The organism is Micromonospora sp. RL09-050-HVF-A (assembly GCF_019374995.1).
GTDB classification, from domain to species: domain Bacteria; phylum Actinomycetota; class Actinomycetes; order Mycobacteriales; family Micromonosporaceae; genus Micromonospora; species Micromonospora antibiotica.
In genome coordinates, this window is sequence record NZ_JAGKQP010000002.1 from 6,560,552 (window position 1) to 6,586,171 (window position 25,620).

The window sequence follows — 25,620 nt, forward strand, 5'->3', positions numbered from 1 at the left end:
CACGACGGGTACAACGAACCGGCCGGTGGTCGGGGTACCGTCCGACGAGGTGGCGACCGGGTGTCGCCTGGCCCGGTGAGCTTGGAGCGGCGCTATGGTCTCGTCTGCCGACCCGCGCTTCGGTGTAGCTCTGCGTGAGTTTCGGGAGCAGCGTGGTCTGTCGCTTCGTTCCCTGGGGCAGCGTGCTCATCGGAGTAAGAGCCATCTGCACGAGTTGGAGACGGGACTCAAGGCTCCGACAGTCGACACGGCTTGTCACCTGGATCGGGTTCTCGACGCGGGAGGTGCACTCGCGCGGTTGGTGGATGCGCCGACCGACCATGCGGCCGAGGCCGGCGAGCTGAGGGCCAGAGTCGCCGCCAGCGATGTCAGCGCGGACGTGCTCGACCGGATCGAGCAGGGCGTTGACGATCTCGCCAGTGCCTACCCGACGATGACACCGACGGGTCTCCTGCCGTTGGTGCGGCGGCATCTCTCCTACGTCGGGCGGTTGTTGGAGGGGAGGGTGACGCTCGCGCAACGGAGGCGGTTGTTGGTTGCCGGTGGCTGGTTGGCGGTGCTGCGGGCGACGGTTCACATCGACCTGCGGCAACGGACTGCTGCGGTCGCCCACCTGCGAGCCGCTCGTGACCTTGCCGAACATGCTGAGCACGGCGAGATCCAGGCGTGGTGCCTCGAAACCCGGGCCTGGGATGTGCTGACTCAAGGTGACTACCAGGGAGCACTCGATCTCTCCCGTCAAGCGCAGCGGGTCGCTCCGAAGGGGAGTTCCGCCCGCATTCAGGCGACTGCTCAGGAGGCTCGCGCCTGGGCGCGGATCGGCGATGTCGGTGCGACTCGCCGAGCGTTGGACCGGGTGGAGCGGCTGACGGCGAATCTGCCCGTTCCTGAGCGGGCCGAGCACCACTATCGCTATGACCCGGCCAAGGCTGCCGCGTACGCGGCCACGACTTTGGCGTGGGCGGGTGACCCCGGTGCCGAGCAGGTGGCGCGGGCGGTGTTGGCCGAGCTGGACCCGTACGGCGATGGGGGAGCGCGGCCCCGCCGGTCCGCGTCGGCCCGCCTCGACCTCGGTCTTGCCCTGGTCGCCGCCGGTCAGCCGGACGAGGCGGTTGCCCTGGGGGCGCAGGCGGTGGCGTCCGGACGGGTGGTGCCGTCGAACTGGTGGCGTGCTGCGGAACTGCTGGCGAAGGTGGAGCAGTCGGGAGTGCCGGAGGCAGTGACACTGCGCGATGTGTGCACCGAGTTCGCACCGGGACGGCGACTATCAGCGGACAGCACACCCGGTTAGCGGACGCTCACCCTCTGGATCGGTGGCCTGCGGAGCATGAGGCTGGACCTCGCTGAAGCCGGGCACGGAACGAGGAACACCAGTGGGGTGCTGCCCTCCATGCCCTGAAGACGGAGGGCCAGCCACATGGCGGTGAACAGCGGACTCCTGCGGCGAATTGTTGGCCGGTGCTTTCCGTCGTCGCCGGTTGTTTCCGGGGTCGGAGAACGCGTCCAGGCAGTGGAGCAGGACGCCGCCCGGCGACGGTTGTTGGACCTCGCGCGCGGCGTACCACCGCGCCCGGCAACGGGTGGGAATGCCATCTCGTCGAAGCAGCGCGTTCCGTACGACGGGTATCTGTCGGCCACGGCGCTGACCCTCGCGCGCCGGCATCGACCGGTCTGGTGTTGGCGGCGATGGCGGTGGGTCTGTCGGTGCGGGGCCGAGCTGCCCTGCCACGTCCGACACCGGATTCCGATCAGCCGTGGGCACTGGCCGACCGAGGAGGAGCAGTGACCAGTCACGGCCCGGTGCCGCCGGTCTGGAGTTGCGGCGGCTGCGACCGGCCCTGGCCGTGCCCCACCCGGCGGCAGGAACTGCGCGCGGAGTACGCCGACGCGCCGGTGTCGTTGGCCCTCCACCTCGGGGCCTGCTTCGTCCGGGCGGCCGGGGACATGCCCTGGGCACCGGCCGGCCCCCTGTACCGCCGCTTCGTCGGCTGGACCAGGCAGCCGCCGGAGGTGCAGCACCGAAGTGCGGTGACCGTGCCAGCCGCACCCGACCGGCACCAGCGCCACCAGGCCGGATGACACCCGATCCGACGGGCCGGGAGTCCACTGTCTGCTGGCCGGGCAACGGTCCGGCCGGGGACCGTAGTGGCCGTCCGGCCTCGTGACACGTTCACGTCGGTGGCTGCGGGTGCGCCTGCGGGTGCGTAGGGTCGGCGACGTGAACGCCTCCCTCGACACCCTGCCGACGATCGGTGCGCCGGCAACGCGTGCGCTGACCGCAGCCGGCTACCCGACGTTGCGCGACCTCGCGGGTGTGCCGCGCGCCGAGTTGGCCGCACTGCACGGGGTGGGGCCGAAAGCGCTCGGGATCCTTCAGAGCGCACTGGAGCAGCACGATCTCAGTCTCGGGTAGGGGTGCGGCCGGGGAAGTGCGCGACGCTGCCGCCAGCCGGTTCGGTTCGGGAACCTCCGGCCGGGCCGGACCGATCGCCTCGCTTTACGCCCTGCGATGGTCATGGCACGCTTCGTAGGCGTGCGGATGCGTGCGGTTTCAGTATGGTGGGAAGGGTAGGTCGACGGGGTTCGATGGCGAACATATGGCGGCGTAGGGCGGCGTATCCACTACTCCTCTGGCTGGTGTTGGGCGCCGTCATCGCGGGCGCGTGGAAAGTGTTCGGTAGCTCCACCCTGCTGACGGTGCTGACGATCCTGTCCACGGCGGCCGCGCTACTGCCGTTGTTCAAGGAAATCCGGTCTGAACGCGACGTCGTGAGCACCCCGGAGCAGGTCGACCAGGCCGTGCGGGTGCTCGCCATCGAGGTGCGCAAGCAGTGGGACGAGGAGTCTCGTCGGCGTCAGCTCCAGGAGACGCGGCAGATGCCGGTCCGCTGGGAGGTGGCGGAACGGCCGAAAGCCCAGTCACCGCTGCCGTCCACCGGGGAGCTGCCGCGGCTGATCGACGAGTTCGTGGGGCAGCCCCGCGCCATGGTGGTCATCGGCGAACCAGGTTCGGGTAAGACGGGCCTGTGCGTCATTCTTGCCCTCGACCTGCTGAAGGAAGCAGCCGAACGAGTTCCGCTGCTGTTGCAGATCGCCTCCTGGGATCCGGCAGAGAACCTCGACAACTGGATGGTCCGGAGACTGGTGGAGGATTATCCGTTCCTGGGTAGCGAGGCGCGGTTCGGCTCCACCGCCGGCAGTGAGATCGTCACCCAGCGCCTGGTGTTGCCGATCCTGGACGGCCTGGACGAGATGGCACCGGCGCTGCGGTCCGTCGCGCTGCGGGCGCTACACAGCGACTGGTCCGACCAGCCTTTCGTGTTGACCTGCCGTACGGAGGAGTTCCTGACGGCCAACGAACAGAACCTGCTCACGGGTCTGCTGGTCGTCCGTCTTCGGCCGCTGGAACCCCAGGCCGCGGCGAACTTCCTGCTCGACGCCAGCGCCGACGCGCGGTTGGAGGAGTGGGAGCCGGTCCTGGCCGACCTGGTCGCCCATCCGTCGAACGACCTGGCACGGACCCTGACCAATCCGCTGATGCTCGCGCTCGCACGTACCGTCTACGAGGCTGAGGACGTGTCGCCGGGTGAGCTGCTCGACAGGGAGCGGTTTCCCCGGCAGCACGACGTCGAGGAGTATCTCCTGGACCGGTTCGTTCCCACGGTGTTCCGTATCCGCCCGTACCGTGGGGTGCCGAATCCGGCCCGGGTTTCCCGTCGGTGGGATCCTGCGGTCGCCCAGCAGGCGTTGGTCTTCCTGGCCATGCATCTCCAGACCCTGGGGACTCGTGACCTCGCCTGGTGGCAGCTCACCCGTGCGGTGCCCCGTCCGGTCCCGCAGGTCGTACGGGTCACGGTGGGCACGCTGGGGTGCGGTCTGCTGGGTTGGGTGATGTTCGGGTTGTTCGGCCGGCCCTTCCTGGGAGCGGCCTTCGGCCTGGGGGTGGGCTTCCTCGCCGCGCTTCCGTTGGGAAGGTTGCGGGACAAGCGGCCGCGTCGGTTCGTACCTCGGATGCTCCGCCGCGCGGATCTGGCTCCGGAGTTTCTGGTTCGGGACATCGGCTTCGGTGTGGTGGGCGCGCTGGTCGGCGGTCTGATCGTCGGTCTGCTGTTCAGCGCCGGATACGGGGTGTTGATCGGTCTGTTCTTCGGCCTGGTGTTCGGAATGGTGCGACGGTTCACCGAGCCGACCGAGACGAAGGAACCGGCCAGTCCGGGCAACGTGTTGCGCGGCGACCGCAGCACCGTGCTGTACGGGACCGTCCTGGGGGCGACGGCGGGTGGGTTGGTCGGCGGCTTCATGGGGGGCATCGTCGGGGCCGAACAGTACGGGCTGATCTATCACCTGACCCCGGTGATGGAGGGACTCCTCGGCGCCTCGGTGGGGCTGCTGCTCGGGGCTGCCGGCCTCGGGATGATGGTCTACGCCACCAGCGCGTGGGCTCAGCTCGTGTTGGCGCGGATCTGGCTGGCGTGGCGTGGCCGAACGCCGCTACGGCTGATGACGTTTCTTGCCGACGCGCACAAGCTCGGCGTGCTGCGCCAGGTGGGGCCGCTCTACCAGTTCCGGCACGGGCTGCTCCAGGACCGTCTGGGGCGGCCGGTACCGGGGCCGGTGGAAACGCCGGAGGCGGAGCCGGCGGTTCGCGGATGACGGTCGGGTGGGGCGGGGATCACGTCGCCCGCGCCGTGGTGAGTTGCACCGGCCCGCTGAGGGACCAGTGCGCCACCCGGCCGGGCCACCGGTCGCCCGACCCGGTGTCGCCCACGCCCGCGACGTAACGGGCCTGCGGAAACCGGATGCGCGCCCAGGTGATGGGTATGTCCACCGGGCGGATCTGCAGGTCGGCCAGACGTCTCCGCACGCTGTCGCTGCCGCGACCGGCACCGTCGCTGCCCCAGTAGCCGAACTCGATTCGCGCCTGCGGCGAGACGTCGGCACCGAGGTCGGTCTGCTGGTGAAGCAACCAGGCCACGTCGGCGGGGTCGGTCAGATCCACCGTGCGGACGGCGGACCGGGTTTCTTCGACGGTCACCTGTACCCGGAGCGCGACCACCTCGAAGGGGTGTCGCCGTAGCAGCTGTGACAGGGCCTCGAGCCAACTCCGTTCGAAGGCCTGTTGTCGCCGTTCGAAGATCACCAGTGCGACGGCACGCGCGAGCGTGTAGCCGATCATCGCGACAGCGGTCCAGGTCGCCAGAACGTGGTCGACCAGCAGACGATCGGCGATCACGGCGAGCGCGGCGGCCACCAGCCAGCCCAGGGTGACGTTACGGGCGTGGGCGAAGGACGACCGGTGGGAGCCGACGGTGAACCGCCGCACGAGCGCGGCCGGCCAGCCCAGTGGTGCCGGGGGTATCGGGACACCCGGCTGTACGCTGCCCGACTCGGCCAGCATCCCCTCTGCTGTCCTCACCGCCTGCCGCCTCTCGCCGGCACCCCTGCCCGCGCTGCCGTCGTGCTCCTCGGCCGCGATGACCACGCGGGCCGCTCGCCTCCCGGGTCCACCGTCCGGGAGCGATCGGCTCTCTCCGGTTCACTCTACCGGCCGCGACCACGCCCCCACCGAACGTGAAGACAAAAAGCTAAATTGTACCCGCGCGTCAGCCGCTGTCATCGGCATGGGGATTCTCCGCCACGGGACCGATGTTCCCTGCCGGCCAGAAGAGCAACCGGTGGGGCCGGCGATCGGTGGGGTCGGGTTCCGCTGCGGGGAGACGCGGGCGGGCGAGGGTGCCGGCTCGCTGCCGGTGCCGGTCGATCAGGTGATGGACCAGCCCACCCGCCAGCATCATGAACAGCATTCCGAACAGTCGGTCACGGCTGCCCCCGGGGTACCGGTGGCGGAACTCCCGGCGTAGGTGCCCGATTCGTCGGCCGGTCTCGAACAGGGTGATCGATCCCAGCGTCACCTCGGTGGTCACGCCGGTGGCGCGGTCCAGCGCCACATCGTGGTAGTCGTCCAACACCTGGAGGACGTCGCCGAGTTCCACGAGTAGCCGCTGGTCGAGCGGTGGCAGCGCCGGCCGGAGCAGCCCGAAGAGCGCTGTCGTGCCGAGCCCGCCCTTGCCGCGGGTGATGCGCCGCAGGGCCTGCCCCGAGACGACGGACCCACGCTGCTGCCGCGACTGGATCTGGAACCGGTGCATCCGGCGAAGCGCCGCATGGACCGGTGCGGAATCCTCGTGCCGCAGCACCGTCTCGATGGCGCGGTAGAGCCCCAACAGCATCGTCTCGGCATCCGACTGTGGCTGGAAGGAACCGCCGTCGAACAGGACCGTCAACCGCTCGTCCAGGTCAGGGGCGCGGAAGTTGTCGAACAGGTCATCGTACACCCGGGTGAAGGAGCTTCCCAGCACGGCCCGGTCGGCCCGGAAGGCGATGCCCGTGGCCTGCGCGTAGCCGGACATGGCCAGACACACCTTGACACTGGTGCCCAGCAGGATCCGCGAGATCTGCCGTCGTCGGCCCACACCGGTGATGCTCGCGTCGATGATCGGCCCCACCGTCCGGTCGAAGACCTCGATGATCCCGTCGACGTCGCGTCTGACGAACCGATACACGCCCGGCCAACCCAGCGCCAGTGGCGCGAGACGCAGTACCGCGACGACCTCAGTGGACACGGCCGGTGCACTCGGGCCGAGCCGACCGGGACGGCCCTGATGATTCTGGACCCGTCACCGCCGGCCACCGTGCCTGCCGGGCGGCCGGTGCGAGTGCGTTGCGGGGATCGATCGTTGCCTAGGGGCTGTTTCACGACTGTGGGGCATGTGTCGACACTATCGAAGAACATCACCGGGTGTGTTCGGCTGATGACGCGCCGGTTCGCAGTGGTGACCTCGGCGCGGGCCGGAGGGGGTCAGCACACGGCCCGGTCGTGAGCTGGGGGACGCCACGACCACTCTCGGCTTCTCCGTCACCGATTGTGCCGGGTGGTCCGGTGGTGCGGCGTACTGAATCGGGGATTCACTGTCTGTCCACTGGGGCGACCTACCCTGCCTGGCATGACATCGAAGCGTTTCGAGTTCCGTCGTGCGGTGGCGACGGTCGTCGCGTCGGTCGGCGCGGTCGCGCTGGTCGTGGCGCCGACGACGCCCGCCTCGGCCTCCACCATCCGCGACGGGTGGGTGCAGCTCTGCCCCTGGGGCAACTACCGGGTGCACCTCGAATACCTGACCCTCAACAACCAGACCGTGCAGCTGGGCCCGGTCCTCGACCCGGGGGCCGACTGCTGGTGGGGGCCGGTGCCGACCGGCAGCGAGGCCACCCTGATCTCGGTCGTCGGGCACTTCAACACCAGCACCGACACCTTCCTGGTGATCGGCCCGAACCGGAAGTACGAGACGTTCTACAACGGCGTCACCGGGATCGGCATCGCCGCCGAGGGCACGACCGCCTCCGGTGGCCGTAAGGACGCGCACTACTACCGGTACTGACCCGCCCGGAACAGGGGAGACGTTCATGGTCCGCGCTGCCCGCGTACTGCTGGGGCTGTTGCTCATCTCGACGGTCGCAGTGCCCCCGCCGTCGTCGGCGCAGGCAGCGGCCCGGCCGGCGGGGGTGCCGCCGTCGACAGGCGGGGCGGCGTCGCTGGTGGCGGGCGTCGCGGGGGATGCCGAGCTGACCGCCGGCAACCGGATCGGCGGGGTCGCCGGGATGCCCGACTGGTCCCGGGTCGGCTATCTCGGCGGCCAGTCGTTGCCGACCGACGGTGATCTGGCCGGCGGCGCCTGCACGATCGACCCGGCCCGGCTGGCCGGTGAGTTCGGGGTCCGCGCGGACGATTCGGTGGACGACAGCGTGGGCCTCCAGTCGGCCATCGACCGGATCAAGGCCAACTGCTCGCCGTCGGGCAACGCCCGCCGGCTCTCGCTGATCGCGCTGCCGGCCGGGCGGATCGACATCTCCCGGCAGATCTACGTCGACGCGAACTTCCTGGTGCTGCGGGGCCAGGGCGCGGGCAGCGGCGGGACCCGGGTGGTGTTCCGGCCGGACGTCAACACCCGGTACGACACGCTGACCGCCGACGGCAGCCGGTGGAACCAGGACACCATGACGTTCGGCTCGGCACCGGACACCGGCACCGGGGGCTGGATCTGGCCGGGCCGGGCGTTGTTCAAGGTGCAGACCCGCGAGGTCGCCGAACGGTACGCCGACGAGTGGTCCGCCGCCCCCGCCAACCGTAAGGACCTGTTCGAGGGCTCGATCAACCAGCACTGGGCCTCCGGCCAGAAACTGGGATCGGCCTCCACCGACCCGGGGTTCTCGGCCCGCGCCGGGCAGAACGTGATCCGGCTCGACGCCAAGGCGAAGATGGACGGCTTCCGGGTCGGCGGCTACGTCTGGGTCGGGGTGGCCAACAGCCTGCGCTTCTACGAGCAGCAGGGGCTCGCGCCGGACGACCCGGGCACCCGGGAGAACCTGCACATGCGCCAGCAGATGTTCCGGGCGACCGCCGTGAACACGTCGGCGAAGACCGTCACCCTGGACCGCCCGCTGGAGTACGACGCGCCGGTCGACTCCACCTCGGACGGCTCCGCGCCGATCGCCGGCAACGTCTACACCAGCAAGATCACCCCGCTGCGTGCGGTGGAGGGCGTCGGCTTCGAGAACTTCGCGTTCTCCCAGGAGATGTCCGGCCTGCCCAAGCTGCTCGGTGGCGTCTACCAGCCGAGCCCGACCGACGCCGTGCACAACTACGGCAACCTGGCCCCCGAGTACGCCATGCACGGCATCGCCTTCAAGTGGGCCGCGAACAGTTGGGCGCGTGGGCTGGCCGGGTCGATGACCGGCTCGCACCCGATCGTCACCGAGGTCGCCCGCAACCTCCAGATCGAGCACAACACGTTCGACGGGGCGTGGAACAAGGGCAAGGGCGGCAACGGCTACCTGCGCGGCAGCCGGGTCTGGGACTCGCTGTGGGCCTACAACACCAGCCGGAACCTGCGGCACTTCACGTTCCAGTGGTCGGCCAGCGGCAACGTGGCGTTCGGCAACGACCTGGATTCCGACCTCAACCTGCACGGCGGCTGGGAACGCTACAACCTGTTCGAGGGCAACACCGTCCGCGTCCCGTACGAGCACCGGTCCGGCAGTTGCACCGCCAACTGCGGCGGCGAGGGCGGCGAACTGGAGGACGGCACCTGGTTCCCGATCTGGTGGGCGGCGGCGGCGAAGGCGATCAAGTGGTCCGGCGCGTCCGGCCCGCAGAACGTCTTCCACCGCAACACGATGATCAAACAGTCCGTCGCCGGTGGTCCCTACCTGCCCTACGAGCCGTATTCCAGCGACGGCGCCGATGCGGAGGCGATCTACCAGTTCGGGTCCGACCAGGCGAATCCGCGCGCGTTCACCCCGCTGAGCCAGGGCGGTACGGCGATCAAGGACTGGTCCGGCCGGGAGACCGTGAACTACGCCGGCCAGGGTGTCGCGGTACGCACCGGCGAACGGTGGCCGTCGCTGTTCCTGCGCGACGTCGGCCAACTCGAACCACGCGACGGCAACCGCCGGACGGTCGTGACCTGGAACATGCAGGGCGCGGGTTCCAGCGCGGGCGGCACCTACGAGAACAAGTACGCGACCGTGACGGGTTTCCTCAGCGCGGGGGCGCTGGCGGTGGCGCTCCAGGAGGCCGGGTCGCCACCGGCCGGCAGCGCGCACGAGCGGGGCCAGTACACCCAGAACGTGTTCCAGAACAACGGTGTCTTCCCTCCGGTGTACGAGTACTACCTGGGCACCCTGCTCGGTGAACCCACCCGTCACCTGTACTGGTTGAACACGGACACCTCGACGCAGGGCCCGAACCGGGTCAACCTGGCCATCGCCACCGCCCAGCGGGCCGACCAGATCGCCCTGGTCCCCGGTCAGGCGGGCGCCCGGCCGGCACTCGGCGTGCGGATCGGTGAGACGTTCTTCTTCACCGTGCACGGCTGGTCGGGCAACGGCGCCGGCAACGACATCCCGACCACGCTAGCGAACATCCGCACGTACATCCAGAACAACCCCGGCCCGAACGGCCCGTACGAGTGGATCGTGCTCGGTGACTTCAACCGTGAGCCCCAGGATCTGCGCAACGCCCTGCCGGCCAACCAGTACGGCGTGATGGCCCCGGACGGCAACACCCACCCGACCCTCGGGCCGGTACGCACGCTTGACTACGCCGTCACCGCCTTCGGCAACGGTGCGCCGCGGCTCTTCCAGGCCCACACGGAGACGACGATCACCAACTCCGACCACCACCCGGTGACCTACGGCTTCGAGCTGCGCGCCGCCGCGCAGGTGCCGCCGCTGTCCACGCCGACGAGGCCCGGCCAGGCCCTGCTGCGCAACGCCGCCACCACCCGGGTGGCCGACGCCGAACCTAACGGCGGGTCGCTGGTCGTGGACACCGCGTACGACCCGTCGCGGGCGCAACAGTGGCGGCTGGAAGGGGACAACGAGTTCCCCGGTCACCTGCGCCTGCAACGGGTACGGGAGGGCAACTCGACCGACGACCGCTACCTGGGCCTGGCCGACGCCGCCCCGGACGCCCGCGCGGCACTGGGCTGGTCACCGTCGCTGGCCCAGCTGTGGCGGCCGGTGAGCAACGGCGACGGCACGTACACCCTGCTCAACTACCTGACCGGCCAGGCGCTCACCGCGCTGCCGGGCGACTTCCTGCTGGCCGCCCGGGACGCGACCGACTCGCCGTACCAACGGTGGTTCCTCTCCTCCTCGACGGACCTCGAACTGCGCCGCGACATCCTGCCCGTTCCCGCGCCGGTCGGCACGGAGGCCGAGCTGGGGGTGGCCGGCCCGGACGGCGTCGAGGGCCGGCCGGTGCAACTGCTGCCCACCACGACCGGCACCAGGGAGTGGCAGCCGGTGCCGGCCGGGCAGCGCGGTGCCGACCGGTGCTTCTATCTGCTCCACGGCGACGAGTACCTGACGTCCACCCCCGACGGGGGCCTGCCCCGGCCCGGCGCCCACGTCGTGCTCGACGACTACGACCCGCACAGCGAGGGACAGCTCTGGTGCGTCCACCAGGACAGCACCTCGATGAGCATCTACAACAACACGGTCGTGCAGGGCCAACTCGTCCAGACCTACCTGACCGGCCACGGCCTGAACGCGCACCTGAGCGTGGAGTCCGTGCCGGACAACGGGCGCGACGGCTGGCGTTGGTGAGTGACGCCCGGTCAGCCGGCCACCGCCTCGGGCGCGCCCTGCTCTCCGGTCGGCATTGCGGCCTTTCGCGTAAGCTGAAGGCCGTCGATGTCGTCGACGGCCGGGGGTACCGAGGTGTGGCGGGGCTGATGTCGGGACAGGGCGTCGGGGGCGAGCACCGGATCCGGTCGCCAGGCGCACTGCGACTGCAGATCCTCGGCCCGCTCCGGGCCTGGCGGGACGGCGTCGAGCTGGACCCCGGCCCCCGCCAGCGGGCCTACCTGCTCGCCCTGCTCCTGGCCCGCGCCGGTGGGCCGGTCAGCGCCGCCGAGCTGATCGACCTCGTCTGGGGAGACGACGCCCCCGCGACCGCGCTCAACGTCATCCACAAGTATGTCGGTGCGCTGCGCCGCCTGCTGGAGCCCGAGCTACCACCCCGCGCGGTCGGCTCCTACCTGCACCGGCACCCGACCGGCTACCGGCTGTCCGCCACGGCGCAGATGCTCGACCTGATCGCCTTCCGCGAGCACGTCGTGGCCGCCGACGCCCACCGGGTCGGAGGGTGGGGCGGGGCCGCCCTCGACGCATACCTGCGGGCGCTCGCGTTGTGGCGGGGGCCGGCCGGTGACGGGCACGTGCACCGGCCGGGTGCCGTCGCCCTCTTCGCGGCGCTGGACGGGGAGTTCCTCGCCGCCGCCGTCGTCGCCGCCGATCTGGCCGTCTCGCTGGGGCAGCCGCACCACGTGCTGGCCCCCCTGCGCCTGGCGGCGACGATGGCACCTCTGCACGAGCCGGTGCAGGCGAGCCTGGTCACCGCGTTGGCCGCCGCCGGTCAGCAGGAGCAGGCACTGGCCGTGTTCCGGGCCGTCCGCACCGACCTCGCCGAGCAACTGGGGGTCGACCCCGGCCCGGCCCTGGGGCAGGCCTACCACCGGGCGTTCGGCCCGGCGTCGACGCGGTCGGTACCGCCCGTGGCACCCCCGCCGCAGGCCCCGACCGGTGGCGGCCTGGTCGGCCGGGCCGGCGAACTTGCGGCACTGCGCCACGCGACCACGGCGGCCCTCGCCGGGGGCACCGCGCTCGTGGTCGTCCAGGGCGAGCCCGGGGTCGGCAAGACCCGGCTGCTCCGGGAGGCCACCGCAGAGGCGGAGCAGCGCGGCGCGTTCGTCGTCCGGGGGCAGTGCCCCGAGGGCGGCGGCGCCCCCTCGATGTGGCCGTGGGTGCAGGCCATCCGCGCCGTCCTCGACGGGCTGCCCGCCGGGCAACGACACACCTCGGTCGGCCGGGAACTGGGCAGCCTCCTGGAACCGCGCCGGGACGTCCTCGCCGCGCCGGTGCTGCCCGACAACGGCTTCCCGTTCCGGCTCTTCGAGCAGGTCGTCGCGATCATCGCGGCGGCCTCGGCGCAGCGGACGATGGTGCTCGTGCTCGACGACCTGCAATGGGCTGACAGTGCGTCACTCCAACTGGTCAGCCACCTCGCGGCCCGCCTGCCCGACCGCACCACGCTGATCGGTGCGCTACGCGACCGCGCCCCCACCCCTGGCTCCGCACTGTCCCGGATGCTCGCCACGGTCAGCCGGCTCCCCGGCCACCAGCGGATCATCCTCGGCAACCTCAACGAAGCCGAGGTGGCCGAACTCATCCGCCGGGAGACCGGTGCCGTGCCCACCCCCGATGCGACCCGCGGCATCCTCGCCCGCACCGCCGGGAACCCGTTCTTCGTCCGGGAGCTGTCCCGCCTGCTCAACGACCGGCCCCGGGGGCGGGCCGGCGTGCCGGCCACCGTACGGGACGTGGTCATCGACCGGTTGGCCGGGCTGGACGCCGACGCCCGCGACCTGCTCCGGATCGCCGCGTTGATCGGCCGGGACGTGGAACTCGGACTGCTCGCCCGCGCCGCCGGCCTCGACCTCGACGGCTGCCTCGAACGGTTGGAACCGGTGCAGGCGCTCGGCATGCTGGAGAGCCGGCCGGCCGATCCGTTCTCGCTGAGGTTCGCCCACGACCTGGTGCGCGAGGCGGTGGCCGCGACGACCCGACCGGCACAGGTCGGGCAGCTGCACCTGCGCATCGCGGACGCGCTGGAACGGGGCGGGCCGGACGCCGAGACGGTGGCCGAGCGCCTCGCGCACCACCTGTGGTCCGCCGGTCTGCTCGCCGAGCCGGCCCGGACGGCCCGGGCGCTGATCCGCGCGGGCCGGCACGCGGCGGGCAAGTCGGCGCTCGACGTCGCCGAGCGACACCTGCGCGCGGCGGTGCAGGTGGCCCGCGGCGCGGGCCTCGCCGAGTGGGAGCTGGCCGCGCTGGCCCAGCTCACCGCGGTCCTCGGGATGCGGTCGATGTACGGCTTCTCGGTGACCGACCTGCTGGAGCGGGCCGAACACCTGGCCTGTGGCCTCGGCCTGGAACGGGAGGCGGCCAGCTTCCTCTACTCCCGCTGGGCCGCCCTGGTCCAGGCGATCGAGCTCGACCGCAGCGCCCCGTTGGCCCGCCGGCTGCTGCGCCGGGGCGAGGAGTCCGGCGATCCGTGGGTGCTCGCCTGCGGTCTGCACGCCTGGGGCCTGCAACAGTGGGACTACGGGGAGATCGGCGAGGCGATCCGCTGGCTCGACCGGTCCCGGGACATGATCTTCGACATCCCGCGCAGGGACGGGGACCCAGTGCGGCACGACCTCCAGCTGCTGATGGCCGCGATGCTGGCCGAGGTCACCACGTTGCACGGTGCGGTGGCGGACGGGCGGGCCCTGCTCGACGGGCTCGAAGACCTGGCCGGCGAGGACCCGTACATGGTCACGGTGTGGGCGTGCGCCGCCACCCGCATCGCGGTGATCGTCGGCGATCCGGTGCTGGCGCTGCGCGCCTCCGGGCGGGGGATCGCGGTCGATCCCGGGTTCTCCTTCGTCTTCCTCGGCACCTACCAGCGGCTGGCCCGCTACTGGGCGCTGGCGGTCACCGGCCGGGACCCGATCGGCAACGCGGACCGGGCGCGACAGCTCATCGCCTCGCACCTGCTCGACCCGCCCCGCTCGGACGTCGCCGCCTGGCACGGGCTGCTCGGCGAGATGCTCATCGCCGGTGGGGCGGTCGACGCCGCCGCGACGGCGCTCGACCAGGCCGACTTCTATCTGGAGTCCTGCGGTCAGCGCCATCCGGAAGGGCTGCTGCTCCTGCTGCGGGCCCGGCTCCTGCGGGCCCAGGGTGAGCCGGTCGAGGTCGTGATCGCCGCCGCAGAGCAGGCACGGGCGGTGTCCGCCGAGCGGGGTGCGTTCCTGCACACCCGTCGCGCCGAACGGCTCCTCGCCGAACTGGCGACCCTGCCCACGCGATAGCGAGCATCCTGCCGTACGGCCTCTGGCACGTCCTCGGTGACCGCTACGTGCCGTTCGGTTTCGGCACCTGACAGCACCTCGCGGCGTTGCACCGCTTGACAAGCCGCCCCGTCCGGAGTGGACGATGGGACGTGAGAATTCTCGTGGTGGGCGGCAGCGGCCTGATCGGCACCCACGTGGTCGGGGTGCTGCGCGGGCGGGGCCACACGGTCACCACGGTGGCCCGTACCGCCCAGCCGGGCGTCGACCACCTGCTCGATCTGGGGTCCGCCGCGATCGACGACCTCCGGCCGTTGCTCGCCGGCCACGACGGGGTCGTCCTCGCCACCCGGGCGGACGAGCAGCGGGTGCTGCCCCGGCCGATCCACCCGCTCCTGCGTCGGGAACTCGTCGACCCGGTGGTGCGCCTGTTCACCGCCGCCCGCGAGGAGGGGCTCACCCGGGGGGTCGTCATGGGCTCCTACTACACCCACTTCGACCGGTTGCATCCACAGTGGCGTCTCACGACCCGCCACTCGTACATTCGGTGTCGGTGGGAACAGGCCCGGGAGGGCCGGGCCGCCGCCGGCCCGGATCTGCCGGTCACCGTGCTGGAGTTGCCGTTCGTGTTCGGACGGACCGGCGACCGGCTGCCCAACTGGGCCGGTCCGCTCGACCGGTGGGCACGGTCCCGGGCACCGCTGGCGGTTCCCGTCGGTGGAACGGCCGCCGCTTCGGCGCGCAGCGTGGCCGAGGTCGCCGTCGACGCGCTCGAACAGGCCCGGGGCGAGGACGTCCCGGTCGCCGACGAGAATCTCATCTGGGCGGCGATGATGGGCCGCATCGCCGACGCGGTCGGCCGTCCCCGTCGGGTCGGCCGCCTGCCCGCCCCCGTCGTCCGCGCCTCGCTGGGCTGCGGTGGCCTGCTGCACGGTCTCGCGCGCCGGGAGGCGGGCCTCAACCCGACCCACCTCGGCGACCTGCTGCTGGCCGACCTGTTCATCACGCCCACCACCGGCCGGTCGCTGGAACCGGCGCTGCGCGCCACCTTCGCCCCCACCGCCTAGACACGCCGCCGCCCGGCGGCGCCGGGGTCAGGCACGCCACCGCCGGGTGCGCTGCCGGTGGGCATGCCCGCGCATCGGACGTTGCCGCCGCCGCCCAGGCACGCCGCAGGATGGCCCGCGTCGGGCGGGTGGGGTGCTACAGCCACACGCAAGGTTCGCGTTAGGTCCGCCCGCGACGATCGGGCGTATGAGTGAGATCGGTCGCACGCTTCGGGTTCCGGACGCCAACCTGTACTACCAGATCTGTGGTTCCGGGCCGGTGCTGCTGATACTCCAGGGCGGGGACGGGGACGCCGACCGGGCGGCCGGTCTGGTCGAGCAGCTCGCCGACGCGTACACGGTGGTCACCTACGACCGGCGTGGCCTGTCGCGCAGCGTCATCGACCCCGACGACGGCCGTCCGGTGCCCGTGGAGACCCACGCCGACGACGTGCACCGGCTGTTGGCCGAGGTGACCTCGGAGCCGGCGGCGGTGTTCGGTTCGAGCATCGGCGGCCTCACCGGGCTGCACCTGGCCACCCGGCACCCGGAACAGGTCCGGGTGCTGGTCACGCACGAGCCGCCGATCCTCGACCTGCTGGCCGACGACATGTGCCGCACGGTCAACGCCGGTCTGGACGAGGCGGAGGAGCTGCACCGGGGCACCGGTGGCCTGCCGGCCCTGCTACGTCTGGGCGCGCTCAACGGCGTGGACTTCCGCCGGTTGGAGACCGAGCCGGGGGTGACCATGTCCCCACCCGACGAGCGGCGCACCGCGAACATCGAGTTCTTCCTGGCCCGGGACCTGCCCGCGTTCCGGGACTACCGGCTCGACATGGACGATCTCGACGCGATGAAGACTTCGCCGACCCGGGTCGTCCCGGCCGGCGGGCAGGACTCGCACGGCGTGTGGGGCTACGTCGCCGCCGAGCGCCTCGCGGCCCACCTCGGGGTGGCGACCACGGATTTCCCCGGTGGGCACGCCGGCCTGACCACCCACCCCCGCGCCTTCGCCGCCCGGCTGCGCGAGGTGCTCTCCAGTTTCGGCGTCTGACGATCGGGAGGCGAGACCATGACGACGATGGTGCACGACACGACGACGACCGGCGCGGCGACGGGACAGGCTCCGGTCCGGCAGCTCGACCGGGTGGTCATCCGCTTCGCGGGTGACTCGGGCGACGGGATGCAGCTCACCGGGGACCGGTTCACCTCGGAGACCGCCCAACTCGGCAACGACATCGCGACGCTGCCCAACTTCCCGGCCGAGATCCGGGCGCCCGCCGGCACCCTGCCGGGCGTGTCGAGCTTCCAGCTCCACTTCTCCGCCTCCGACGCCCTCACCCCCGGCGACGCACCCGACGTCCTGGTCGCGATGAACCCGGCCGCGCTCCGGGCGAACCTTGCCGACCTGCGGCGCGGCGCGGCGATCATCGTCGACACCGACGAGTTCACCGGACGCCAACTGACGAAGGTCGGTTACCGGGCCAACCCGCTGGAGGACGGTTCGCTCGACGGGTACGAGGTCCATCCGGTGCCGCTGACCACACTGACCATCGGCGCGCTCGCCGACACGGGGGTGTCGAAGCGGGACGCCGAACGGGCCAAGAACATGTTCGCGCTCGGCCTGCTGAGCTGGATCTACGCCCGTCCGTCTTCGTCGACCCTGCGGTTCCTGGAACGCAAGTTCGCCACCCGCCCGGAGTTGGCCGCCGCGAACGTCACCGCCTTCCGGGCCGGCTGGAACTACGGCGAGACCACCGAGGACTTCACCGTCCGGTACGAGGTCGCGCCGGCCCCGATGCCGCCCGGCCGGTACCGCAACATCACCGGCAACGCGGCGTTGGCGCTGGGCCTGGTGGCGGCCGGCGTCCGGTCGGAGCTGCCGGTGTTCCTCGGCGCGTACCCGATCACGCCCGCCTCGGACATCCTGCACGAGCTGTCGAAGCACAAGCGGTTCGGCATCACCACCATGCAGGCCGAGGACGAGATCGCGGCGATCGGCGCAGCTCTGGGCGCCTCCTACGGCGGGGCGCTGGGGGTGACCACCACCTCGGGGCCGGGGGTGGCGCTCAAGGGTGAGACGATCTCCCTGGCGGTCGCGCTGGAGTTGCCGCTGGTCGTCATCGACGTGCAGCGCGCCGGCCCGTCGACCGGGATGCCGACCAAGACCGAACAGGCCGACCTGGACATCGCGCTGTTCGGCCGCCACGGCGAGGCGCCACTGGCGGTGATCGCCCCGGCGACACCGGCGGACTGCTTCGCCGCGGCGATCGAGGCGGCCCGGATCGCGCTGACCTACCGCACCCCCGTCATCCTGCTGTCGGACAACTACGTGGCGAACGGCTCCGAGCCGTGGCTGCTGCCCGACGTGTCCCGGCTGCCCGACCTCCGGGTCAGCTTCGCCCGGGAACCCAACGGCCCGGACGGCCGGTTCCTGCCGTACCTGCGGGACCCGCAGACGATGGCCCGGCCGTGGGCGGTCCCGGGCACCCCGGGGTTGGCGCACCGGATCGGCGGCCTGGAGAAGGCGGACGGCACCGGCGACATCTCGTACGACCCGGCCAACCACGACCTCATGGTCCGCACCCGGGCGGCCCGCATCGCGTCGATCCCGGTGCCCGACCTGGAGGTGGAGGACCCGGACCCGGACACCCGGGTGCTGGTGCTCGGCTGGGGCTCGACGTACGGGCCGATCACGGCGGCTTGCCGGGCGCTGCGCCGACGGGGACTTGCCGTGGCGCAGGTCCACCTGCGGCACCTGAACCCCCTGCCGGCGAACCTCGGCGACGTCCTGGCCCGCTACGACCGGGTGGTCGTCCCCGAGATGAACCTGGGTCAACTCGCCCGGGTGCTGCGCGCCCGGTACCTGGTCGACGTGGTGTCCCACACCAAGGTCGAGGGTTCGCCGTTCACCACCGGCGAACTGGCGAACGTCTTCGAGAGGGTGATCGGTGATGCCTGAGGTCGCCCTGTCGTTGACCGCCCGGGACTTCCGCTCCGACCAGGAGGTCCGCTGGTGCCCCGGGTGCGGTGACTACGCCATCCTCGCCGCGGTGCAGGGGTTCCTGCCCGAGTTGGGCATCCCGCGCGAGAACATCGTCTTCATCTCCGGTATCGGCTGCTCGTCGCGCTTCCCGTACTACCTGGACACCTACGGGATGCACTCGATCCACGGGCGTGCCCCCGCCATCGCCACCGGCCTGTCCGTCAGCCGGCCCGACCTGTCGGTCTGGGTGGTCACCGGTGACGGCGACGCGCTGTCGATCGGGGGCAACCACCTGATCCATGCCCTGCGCCGCAACGTCAACCTCAAGATCCTGATGTTCAACAACCGGATCTACGGCCTGACCAAGGGGCAGTACTCGCCGACGTCCGAGCTGGGCAAGACCACCAAGTCGACGCCGGTCGGCTCGCCCGACACACCCTTCAACCCGCTCTCGCTGGCGCTCGGCGCCGAGGCGAGCTTCGTCGCCCGTACCCTGGACGCCGACCGTCAGCACCTGCAGTCGGTGCTGCGGGCCGCCGCGGCCCACCGCGGCTCGGCGTTCGTCGAGATCTACCAGAACTGCAACATCTTCAACGACGGTGCCTTCGCGCCGCTCAAGGACCCGGACGTCCGCGACGACCACCTGATCCGGCTCACCCACGGCGAGCCGATCCGGTTCGGTGCGGACGGCCGGTTCTGCGTCACGCATCCGCCGGGCGGCTTCGGGCTCGTCGTACGCCGCACCGCGGAGGTGCCGGCCGGCGAGATCGTGGTGCACGACGAGTCGGTCACCGACCCGGCGTACGCGTTCGCGCTGACCCGGCTCTCCGGCTCCGACCTGGGCACCACCCCGGTCGGCGTGTTCCGCGCCATCGACCGGCCCTGCTACGACGACACCGTACGCACGCAGCTCGCGCACGCCACCGCGACCATGCCGCACGATCCGACGGGGATGCTCGCCGAACTGCTCGACAGCGGCGACACCTGGACGATCGGCTGATCGCCGTGCACCGGAGACGAGACGGGCGGGGCCGAGGACGTCCCCGGACCGTGCGGGCCGGGGACCGGCCCGACATCGTCACCGACCGGGACGTCGGCACCGGCGCTTCCCGACCCCACCGTCGGGCACAGCCCGTCGACCGCACAGAGCCGGAGGTATGGCCATGACCACGTCGCAGGTGAAGGTTCGTCTCGAGGGCGGCCCGAACGGTTTTCCCGACGACTTTCGGGCCCGACTGGTGAGCAGCCTGGAGCCGAAGATCAAAGTCCGGTACGGCTGCGGCTACGAGCACTTCGAGCGCACCGAAGAGTCGCTGACGGCAGTCGACGGTGACGTCGTCATCTACCGCTGGACGGCGCAGACCCGCGTCGCCGAGTGACATTTCCCCCCACCCGCGGTGGCCGCCATCATCCCCCCGATGGCGGCCACCGCGCTGTTCGCACCTGATCCTTGCCCGGTAGTCGGGTCGGGCAGGTAGCGGTCGGCGCGGCCGGCGGACCTGTGCAGGGACCGGGCTCCGGGTGGACCGGGCGGGTGTGGACGGCGGTTTCGCTTTCGCGCGGCCCGGGGTTTCGCGCGGCCCGGGGTTTCGCGCGGCCCGGGGTTTCGCGCGGTCCGGGGTTTCGCGGGGACCGGCCCATGTGCGCCGGGGCATCCCGTGGGGCCGGGTCCGGGTATGCCGGAAGGGTGGTGGCGGGCACGGCACTGGCACCGCCGGCGGGACGTGGCCGGCGGTGCCAGTTGGTTCCGCGAACTCAGCTCACCAGGTGACGGGAAGGGAGGTTACGCCACCGGTGAGGGTGAAGTCGCGGAACTCCAGCTCGGCTGGGGGGACAGCGAGCTGGAGGTTGGGGAAGCGGACGAGCAGCGTCGCGAACAGGCACTGCAACTCGGCCCGCGCGAGGCTCGACCCGATGCAGAACCGGGGCCCGTGCCCGAACGCGATGTGCCGGTCCGAGTCGCGGGTGATGTCGAAGCGGTCCGGGTCGACGAAGACGTCCGGGTCCCGGTTGGTCGCGGTGAAGGCCAGCAGGACCAGGTCACCGGCCGGTACGTCGGTGCCGCAGACCGTGATGTCCTGGTGGGCGTAGCGGGGCAGGACGTCCTGGGTGGACGGGGCGACCATGCGCAGCATCTCCTCGACCGCGGACGGCACCAGGCTCAGGTCGTTCTGCAGCTTCTCCCGCTGGTCGGGGTGGGTGAGCAGCAGCAGGGTGCCGAGGTCCAGCCGGGTGACCGTGGTCTCGTGGCCGGCGAAGAGCAGGCCGGCACCCATCCGGGCGATCTCGTCGTCGGTGAGGTTCTCCTGCTCGGCGACCGCGAGCAGGTCGGAGAAGACGTCCTCGCCCGGCTCGGCCCGCTTGATGTCGATCAGCCGGTACATGTAGGCGACGAGCCGTTCCCAGGCGGCCTTCGCCGCGGCGGGGTCGTCGAGCGCGGTGGCGCCGGCCGAGTAGTGCCGGAACTCGGTGCGGTCCTCCGTCGGCACGCCCAGCAGCTGGCAGATGACCAGGACCGGCAGCGGGAAGGAGAGGGCCTCGTGGAAGTCGGCCGGCTGCGGGCTCGCCGCGAGATCGTCAAGCAGCTGGTCGACGATCTCCTGCACCTGCCCGCGCAGCTTCTCCACCCGGCGGGCGGCGAACGACGGCCCGATCAGCCGCCGGAACCGCTGCCGGGCGGCGACCTCCTTGTCCGGGGTGCCCAGCGGCCCGGTCAGCACGGCCGCGTTCGCGACCCGGGCCGCCTTGGCCGGCTCCGGGTGCGATCGGCCCAGACGCGGGTCGTTGAGCAGCGTCTTGACCTCCTCGTACCGGGTGACCAGCCACGCCTCGTCACCGGCCGAGGTGCGCACCCGGACGATCGGTTGGGTGTCCCGCAGCTCGCGGAACAGGGGTGCGATGCCGTTGACGTCGAACTGGTCGCGCTCGAACGGCAGCGCGGGCAGGTCGACGACGGGCAGGTCGCTGGTGATTGTCATGGTGGATGCTCCTTAGTTGAGTGAGATCCGGTCGAGGCGCTGCCGCTGGGCCGCCCGTACGCCCTCGGCGAGTGCGATCGGCGTGGGGTTGGCGAAGATGTCGGCCAGCGCGAGCCGGACCCGCAGCCGGGCCTCGACCTGCTGGACGAGCCGGGCGGCGAGCAACGAGTGCCCCCCGGCGGTGAAGAAGTTGGACGCGGCGTGCACGTCGGCGTGGCCGAGCAGGTCCTGCCACAGGGTGATCAGCTCGTCGACCACCGGGTCGCCGCTGGCCGCCGCCGGGCGTACGGCCTCGCGTGCCCGGCGTTGCCGCTCCTCGGCGAGCCGACCCAGCGCGGGATAGTCGACCTTGTCGTTGCCGGTGGTCGGGAAGCCCGCCACGACGATGAACTCCTGCGGCACCGCGGCGTGCGGCAGCACCCCGATGGCGTGCCGCCAGAGGTCGTCGTGGACGGCGTCGTCCGGGTCGGGGCCGACGACGAACGCGACGAGTGTGCCGTCCGCGCCACCGTGCACCAGCACCGCCGCCGCGTCGACCGCCGGATGCTCACCGAGCACCGACTCGACCTCGCCCAGCTCGATCCGGTTGCCCCGCAGTTTCACCTGGCGGTCCATCCGGCCGAGCACCTCGATGGTGCCGTCCGGCCGCCAGCGGGCCAGGTCCCCGGTGCGGTAGAACCGCCCGTACCGCTCGTGCCCGCCGAACCGTTCGGCGGTCAGTTCCGGGCGGCGGTGGTAGCCGATCGCCACGCCCGCGCCGGCGATGCAGAGTTCCCCGTGCAGGCCCACCGGCAGCTCGCGACCCTCCGGGTCGACGACGAGGACCTGGGTGTTCGCGATCGGCGTACCGACGTGGACGGGCCCGCTGAACGGGGCGTCGAGCAGCGCCGCGGTGGACCAGATGGTCGTCTCCGTGGGGCCGTAGACGTTGTGCAGCTCCCGGCCGGCCCCGGCGAGTTGCCGGGCCAGCCCGGCGGGCAGCGCCTCGCCGCCGCTGAGCAGCTGGACGTCGCGTAGGACGTCCCCCGCCTGTTCGGCCACCAGCCGCCAGGTCGTCGGTGTCGCCTGCACGATGTCGACCGGATGCTGCCGCAGCACGTCCAGCAGCACCGACCCGTCGGTGCGGGCGGCGTCCGGGGCGACCACGGTCGAGCCGCCGGCCGCCAGGGGCAGGAAGAGCTCCAGGGCGGAGATGTCGAAGCTGAACGTGGTCAGCCAGAGGGTCGCGGTGCGCGCGTCGGCGTGGAGCAGGTCGACGAAGTGCTCGATCAGGTTGGCCAGCGCCCGGTGGGTGATCCAGGTGCCCTTCGGGCGTCCGGTCGACCCGGAGGTGTAGATGAGGTAGGCCGGGTCCGCACCGGCGGCGAACTCGTCGGTGGCCGGGTCGACCGGGGTCGGCTCGGCGGTGGTGACCTCCACCGGGTGCAGCACCACCCGGCCGGGCACCTCCGGCACCGGGGTGCCCGGATCGGCGATCACCACCCCCGCGCCCGAGTCGTCGAGCTGGTAGACGATCCGTTGGTACGGGTGGGCCGGGTCGATCGGCAGGTAGGCGGCCCCGGCCAGCCAGGTGCCCAGGACCGCGCCGACCAGTTCCGGACCCCGCCGGCCCAGCACGGCGACCACCCCGCCCGGGCCCACCCCGGCCGCGCGTAGGGCCGTCCGGGTGCGCTCCGCCGCCGCCCAGATCTGGGCGTACGACACCTCGCGGTCGCCGTCGCGGACCGCCACCGCCGTCGGTGCCGCCGCGACCCGGGCGGCGATGGCCGTCAGCACCGAGGGGCTCCGCGCCGGACGGGTGGTCGCGTTCGCCGCGCCGATGGTGGCGAGGTCCGCCGGGGCGTGCAGGGGTAGCGCGTCGACCGGCTCCCCGCTGCGCTGGCCGAGCGTCACCAGCAGCGCGTCGAAGCGCGCCAGCATGGCGGTCACGTCCGCCCGCCCGAGGACCTCGGTGTAGAAGACCGCCCGTACGTCCAGCGCGCCGGCCGTCGAGATGACGAAGAACTCCAGGTCGAACTTGCTGAAACCGTTCTCCACGATGCGTCGTTGGGCCCGCAGCCCACCGAGGTCGTAGCTGGCCTGCCCCTCGTCCGGGACGTAGTTGAACAGGTGCTTGAAGACCGGGTTGCGCCAGGAACCGGTGGCCGGTCGGAACTGCGCCATCAGCGCCTCGACGGGCACCTCGCGGTGGATGATCGAGGCGAGGAACACCCCACGGGCCTCCCCGACCAGGCTGGCGAAGGTGACGCCCGGCGGGATGCGCAGCCGCAGCGGCAGCGTGTTGATGTGGTAGCCGACGGCCCGGCTGCTCTCGGCGGTCCGCAGCGAGGCGGGTGCGCCCACGACGACGTCCCGGCCCGCGCCGTGGCGGGACAGCAGCAGGCTGTACGCCGCGTAGAGGATGACCGCCTCCGGTGCCCGCAGCTGCCGGGCGAGGGTACGCACCGCGTCGTACGCCGCCGCCGACAGGCGGGCGCTGACCCGGTCGCCGGTGAGGGTCGGTTGGGCCACGTCCGGGGCCTCGCACCACAGGGCGAGCCCGGACGGGTCGAACCCGGCCAGCTGGTCCCGCCAGTAGGTGAGGCTGCGTTGGCTCGGTGCCGTCTCCAGGCAGAGCGGGGCCGGCTGCGCCAGTTCGGCGGGCGGCTCGGCGTCCTCCGAGATCGCGGTGTAGTGGGCGACCAGTTCCTCGGTCAGCACCACCGAGGAGAGGGCGTCGAAGTTGAGGTGGTGCACGGCGAGGCAGAGCACGTCCCCCTCGGGGGTGCGGAACCGTCCGGCGCGCAGCAGCGGGCTGCCGTCCATCGCGAACGGGCGACCCACGTAGTCGGTGAGCAGTTCCTCCAGGTCGGCCCGGGTGACCTCGTACTGGTCCAGCGTGATGGTGATCTCGGTCGGGCCGAGGACGTGCCGCAACAGCCCCGCCGGGGTGTCGCGGAAGACCGTACGCAGCGTGGCGTGCCGCTCCAGCAGTCGGGCGAGGGTCTCCTCCAGCTCCCAGTCCCCGAGTTCACCCTCGACGTCGAGGGCCACCGCCAGGTTGTTGACGCCGGAGCCCGGGACGAGTTGGTCGAGCATCCACAGCGCCTCCTCTTTGCGGGTGGCGGCGGCCGGCCCGGTCACGACCGTGCCCCGCCGTGGACCCGTACCCGGCCGAGCAGCTCGCGGGTGGCTGCGGCGACCGCCGGGTCGGCGAGCATCCCGGCGTGCTCGACCGGGAAGGTGATCTCGTTGCCGGCGAGGTTCGTCGGGGCCTGCGGGTTGATCGTCCGGTACCCGTTGAGGCCGCTGGTGGGGCTCGCCGAGGTGAGCACCGTCGCCCGCGACCACGCCGGCAGCGGGTCGAACTGGCCGGCGGCGCAGAGGTAGCTGATGAAGGAGCGGAAGAGGGTGACCACCTCGGCGCCGCTCGTGGCGTCCAGGCCGAGCCGGGGGAAGGCCACCGCGCCGACCTGTCCGAAGATCTCGCTGAGCCGGTCCGCCAGCGGCTCCAGGCCGGCGAGGTCGCGTTGGGCCTGCCGGCCCGCCTCCCGCGCCTCGTCCAGCTCGGTCGGCGTCAGCGAGGAGGTGGCCACCTCGATGATCTTGGCGAACTGCCAGTACATGGTCAGCGGCGTGACGGTCTCGGGGTCGAACAGGATCAGCTGGGGCTCCGGCTGCCACTGACCCACCTGCGCGGCCAGGGCCGGGGCCAGTGCGCCCCCGGCGCAGAATCCCATGACCGCCGTCACCGTACGGCCGCTGTCGCGGACCTCGTCGGCCCAGCGCTTCACGTATCCCTCGCCGCTGGGCCCGACCAACGCGTCCATGCCGAGCGGAACGGTCTCCCACACGCTCGAATCCGGTCCCAGGTGCGGTGCCAGGTCGGCGAACCGCGCCTCCGGGCGGCCGGTGGCGTCGAAGTCGATGGCCAACGCGACCTCGTCGGTGCTGCCTGTCGTCAATGCTCGCCAGGTGGTCGATTCATTCATCGTGTTTCGGTCCCCTCGCTCCACTGTCCGTCTGGGGAACGCTATGGCCGGTCACTGAAACCGTTCTAAAGCCGGACCCCGCGTCGATCGACGCCGATCTTCGCCACTGCGGACGGCAATGGGGGACGCCATCCGACCGACCCCGCTGCCTGTGCGCACCGGGGCCGGTCCGTGTCGATGGGG

At 71.8% G+C, this 25,620-nt stretch carries 17 protein-coding genes; 12 read left to right on the forward strand and 5 right to left on the reverse strand.

Annotated elements, in window-relative coordinates:
• Window positions 1-94: 94 nt before the first annotated feature.
• The 4 genes from J7462_RS29145 to J7462_RS29160 all read left to right on the forward strand — a co-directional run bounded on the left by J7462_RS29145 (window position 95) and on the right by J7462_RS29160 (window position 4,653).
• Window positions 95-1,291 (forward strand): helix-turn-helix transcriptional regulator, encoded by a 1,197-nt coding sequence (locus tag J7462_RS29145; protein WP_219468956.1) that lies wholly within the window; start codon window positions 95-97, stop codon window positions 1,289-1,291.
• 491 nt (window positions 1,292-1,782) lie between these two features.
• Window positions 1,783-2,079 carry a hypothetical protein gene (locus J7462_RS29150; protein ID WP_219468959.1) on the forward strand — a complete coding sequence of 99 codons (297 nt, stop codon included), beginning with the start codon at window positions 1,783-1,785 and terminating at the stop codon, window positions 2,077-2,079.
• A gap of 139 nt (window positions 2,080-2,218) precedes the next feature.
• On the forward strand, window positions 2,219-2,413 hold the full coding sequence (locus tag J7462_RS29155; RefSeq protein ID WP_219468962.1) for a helix-hairpin-helix domain-containing protein: 195 nt from the start codon (window positions 2,219-2,221) through the stop codon (window positions 2,411-2,413).
• Window positions 2,414-2,586: 173 nt separating this feature from the next.
• Complete coding sequence (locus J7462_RS29160) at window positions 2,587-4,653, forward strand: NACHT domain-containing NTPase (protein ID WP_219468965.1); 2,067 nt, start codon at window positions 2,587-2,589, stop codon at window positions 4,651-4,653.
• 19 nt (window positions 4,654-4,672) lie between these two features.
• Here the strand turns inward: J7462_RS29160 and J7462_RS29165 are convergent, their stop codons facing one another.
• Window positions 4,673-5,251, reverse strand: coding sequence for a hypothetical protein (locus tag J7462_RS29165; protein ID WP_219468968.1), 579 nt, complete (start codon window positions 5,249-5,251; stop codon window positions 4,673-4,675).
• Window positions 5,252-5,603: 352 nt separating this feature from the next.
• On the reverse strand, window positions 5,604-6,623 hold the full coding sequence (locus tag J7462_RS29170; RefSeq protein ID WP_219468970.1) for a class 1 isoprenoid biosynthesis enzyme: 1,020 nt from the start codon (window positions 6,621-6,623) through the stop codon (window positions 5,604-5,606).
• 381 nt (window positions 6,624-7,004) lie between these two features.
• Here J7462_RS29170 and J7462_RS29175 point away from each other — a divergent pair, with 381 nt between their 5' ends.
• From J7462_RS29175 to J7462_RS29210, 8 genes are all read left to right on the forward strand, one after another.
• The gene (locus tag J7462_RS29175; RefSeq protein ID WP_219468973.1) at window positions 7,005-7,436 is read left to right on the forward strand and encodes a hypothetical protein; all 432 of its coding nucleotides are present in this window, start codon (window positions 7,005-7,007) and stop codon (window positions 7,434-7,436) included.
• 25 nt (window positions 7,437-7,461) lie between these two features.
• Window positions 7,462-11,166, forward strand: coding sequence for a hypothetical protein (locus J7462_RS29180; RefSeq protein WP_219468977.1), 3,705 nt, complete (start codon window positions 7,462-7,464; stop codon window positions 11,164-11,166).
• A gap of 128 nt (window positions 11,167-11,294) precedes the next feature.
• A complete protein-coding gene (locus J7462_RS29185; protein ID WP_219468979.1) occupies window positions 11,295-14,477 on the forward strand; it encodes an AAA family ATPase in 3,183 nt (1,060 codons plus the stop codon).
• A 131-nt stretch (window positions 14,478-14,608) separates the two neighbouring features.
• Complete coding sequence (locus J7462_RS29190; RefSeq protein WP_219468982.1) at window positions 14,609-15,523, forward strand: NAD(P)-dependent oxidoreductase; 915 nt, start codon at window positions 14,609-14,611, stop codon at window positions 15,521-15,523.
• A 187-nt stretch (window positions 15,524-15,710) separates the two neighbouring features.
• Complete coding sequence (locus J7462_RS29195; RefSeq protein WP_219468984.1) at window positions 15,711-16,556, forward strand: alpha/beta fold hydrolase; 846 nt, start codon at window positions 15,711-15,713, stop codon at window positions 16,554-16,556.
• Between the two features lie 27 nt (window positions 16,557-16,583).
• Window positions 16,584-18,464: a 2-oxoacid:acceptor oxidoreductase subunit alpha gene (locus J7462_RS29200; RefSeq protein ID WP_219470823.1), complete on the forward strand. Its 1,881-nt coding sequence runs from the start codon at window positions 16,584-16,586 to the stop codon at window positions 18,462-18,464.
• Window positions 18,454-19,488, forward strand: coding sequence for a 2-oxoacid:ferredoxin oxidoreductase subunit beta (locus tag J7462_RS29205; RefSeq protein WP_208569860.1), 1,035 nt, complete (start codon window positions 18,454-18,456; stop codon window positions 19,486-19,488). Before J7462_RS29200 ends, J7462_RS29205 begins: the two co-directional genes overlap by 11 nt.
• 163 nt (window positions 19,489-19,651) lie before the next feature.
• Window positions 19,652-19,867: a DUF5988 family protein gene (locus J7462_RS29210; RefSeq protein ID WP_244253270.1), complete on the forward strand. Its 216-nt coding sequence runs from the start codon at window positions 19,652-19,654 to the stop codon at window positions 19,865-19,867.
• A 381-nt stretch (window positions 19,868-20,248) separates the two neighbouring features.
• On the opposite strand, the gene J7462_RS29215 is transcribed toward J7462_RS29210, so the two are convergent.
• The 3 genes from J7462_RS29215 to J7462_RS29225 are packed head-to-tail and all read right to left on the reverse strand — an operon-like array spanning window position 20,249 to window position 25,437.
• Window positions 20,249-21,466, reverse strand: coding sequence for a cytochrome P450 (locus J7462_RS29215; protein WP_208569858.1), 1,218 nt, complete (start codon window positions 21,464-21,466; stop codon window positions 20,249-20,251).
• A 12-nt stretch (window positions 21,467-21,478) separates the two neighbouring features.
• A complete protein-coding gene (locus J7462_RS29220) occupies window positions 21,479-24,589 on the reverse strand; it encodes a non-ribosomal peptide synthetase (protein ID WP_219468987.1) in 3,111 nt (1,036 codons plus the stop codon).
• Window positions 24,586-25,437: a hypothetical protein gene (locus tag J7462_RS29225; RefSeq protein ID WP_219468992.1), complete on the reverse strand. Its 852-nt coding sequence runs from the start codon at window positions 25,435-25,437 to the stop codon at window positions 24,586-24,588. Before J7462_RS29225 ends, J7462_RS29220 begins: the two co-directional genes overlap by 4 nt.
• Window positions 25,438-25,620: the final 183 nt, after the last annotated feature.

What these genes read in the sequence shown, in the direction of transcription:
- J7462_RS29175 (WP_219468973.1), top strand. Translation starts at nt 7,005, where the DNA reads ATGACATCGAAGCGTTTCGAGTTCCGTCGTGCGGTGGCGACGGTCGTC.
- J7462_RS29160 (WP_219468965.1), top strand. Translation starts at nt 2,587, where the DNA reads ATGGCGAACATATGGCGGCGTAGGGCGGCGTATCCACTACTCCTCTGG.
- J7462_RS29145 (WP_219468956.1), top strand. Translation starts at nt 95, where the DNA reads ATGGTCTCGTCTGCCGACCCGCGCTTCGGTGTAGCTCTGCGTGAGTTT.
- J7462_RS29210 (WP_244253270.1), top strand. Translation starts at nt 19,652, where the DNA reads ATGACCACGTCGCAGGTGAAGGTTCGTCTCGAGGGCGGCCCGAACGGT.
- J7462_RS29200 (WP_219470823.1), top strand. Translation starts at nt 16,584, where the DNA reads ATGGTGCACGACACGACGACGACCGGCGCGGCGACGGGACAGGCTCCG.
- J7462_RS29195 (WP_219468984.1), top strand. Translation starts at nt 15,711, where the DNA reads ATGAGTGAGATCGGTCGCACGCTTCGGGTTCCGGACGCCAACCTGTAC.
- J7462_RS29215 (WP_208569858.1), bottom strand. Translation starts at nt 21,466, where the DNA reads ATGACAATCACCAGCGACCTGCCCGTCGTCGACCTGCCCGCGCTGCCG.
- J7462_RS29180 (WP_219468977.1), top strand. Translation starts at nt 7,462, where the DNA reads ATGGTCCGCGCTGCCCGCGTACTGCTGGGGCTGTTGCTCATCTCGACG.
- J7462_RS29225 (WP_219468992.1), bottom strand. Translation starts at nt 25,437, where the DNA reads ATGAATGAATCGACCACCTGGCGAGCATTGACGACAGGCAGCACCGAC.
- J7462_RS29185 (WP_219468979.1), top strand. Translation starts at nt 11,295, where the DNA reads ATGTCGGGACAGGGCGTCGGGGGCGAGCACCGGATCCGGTCGCCAGGC.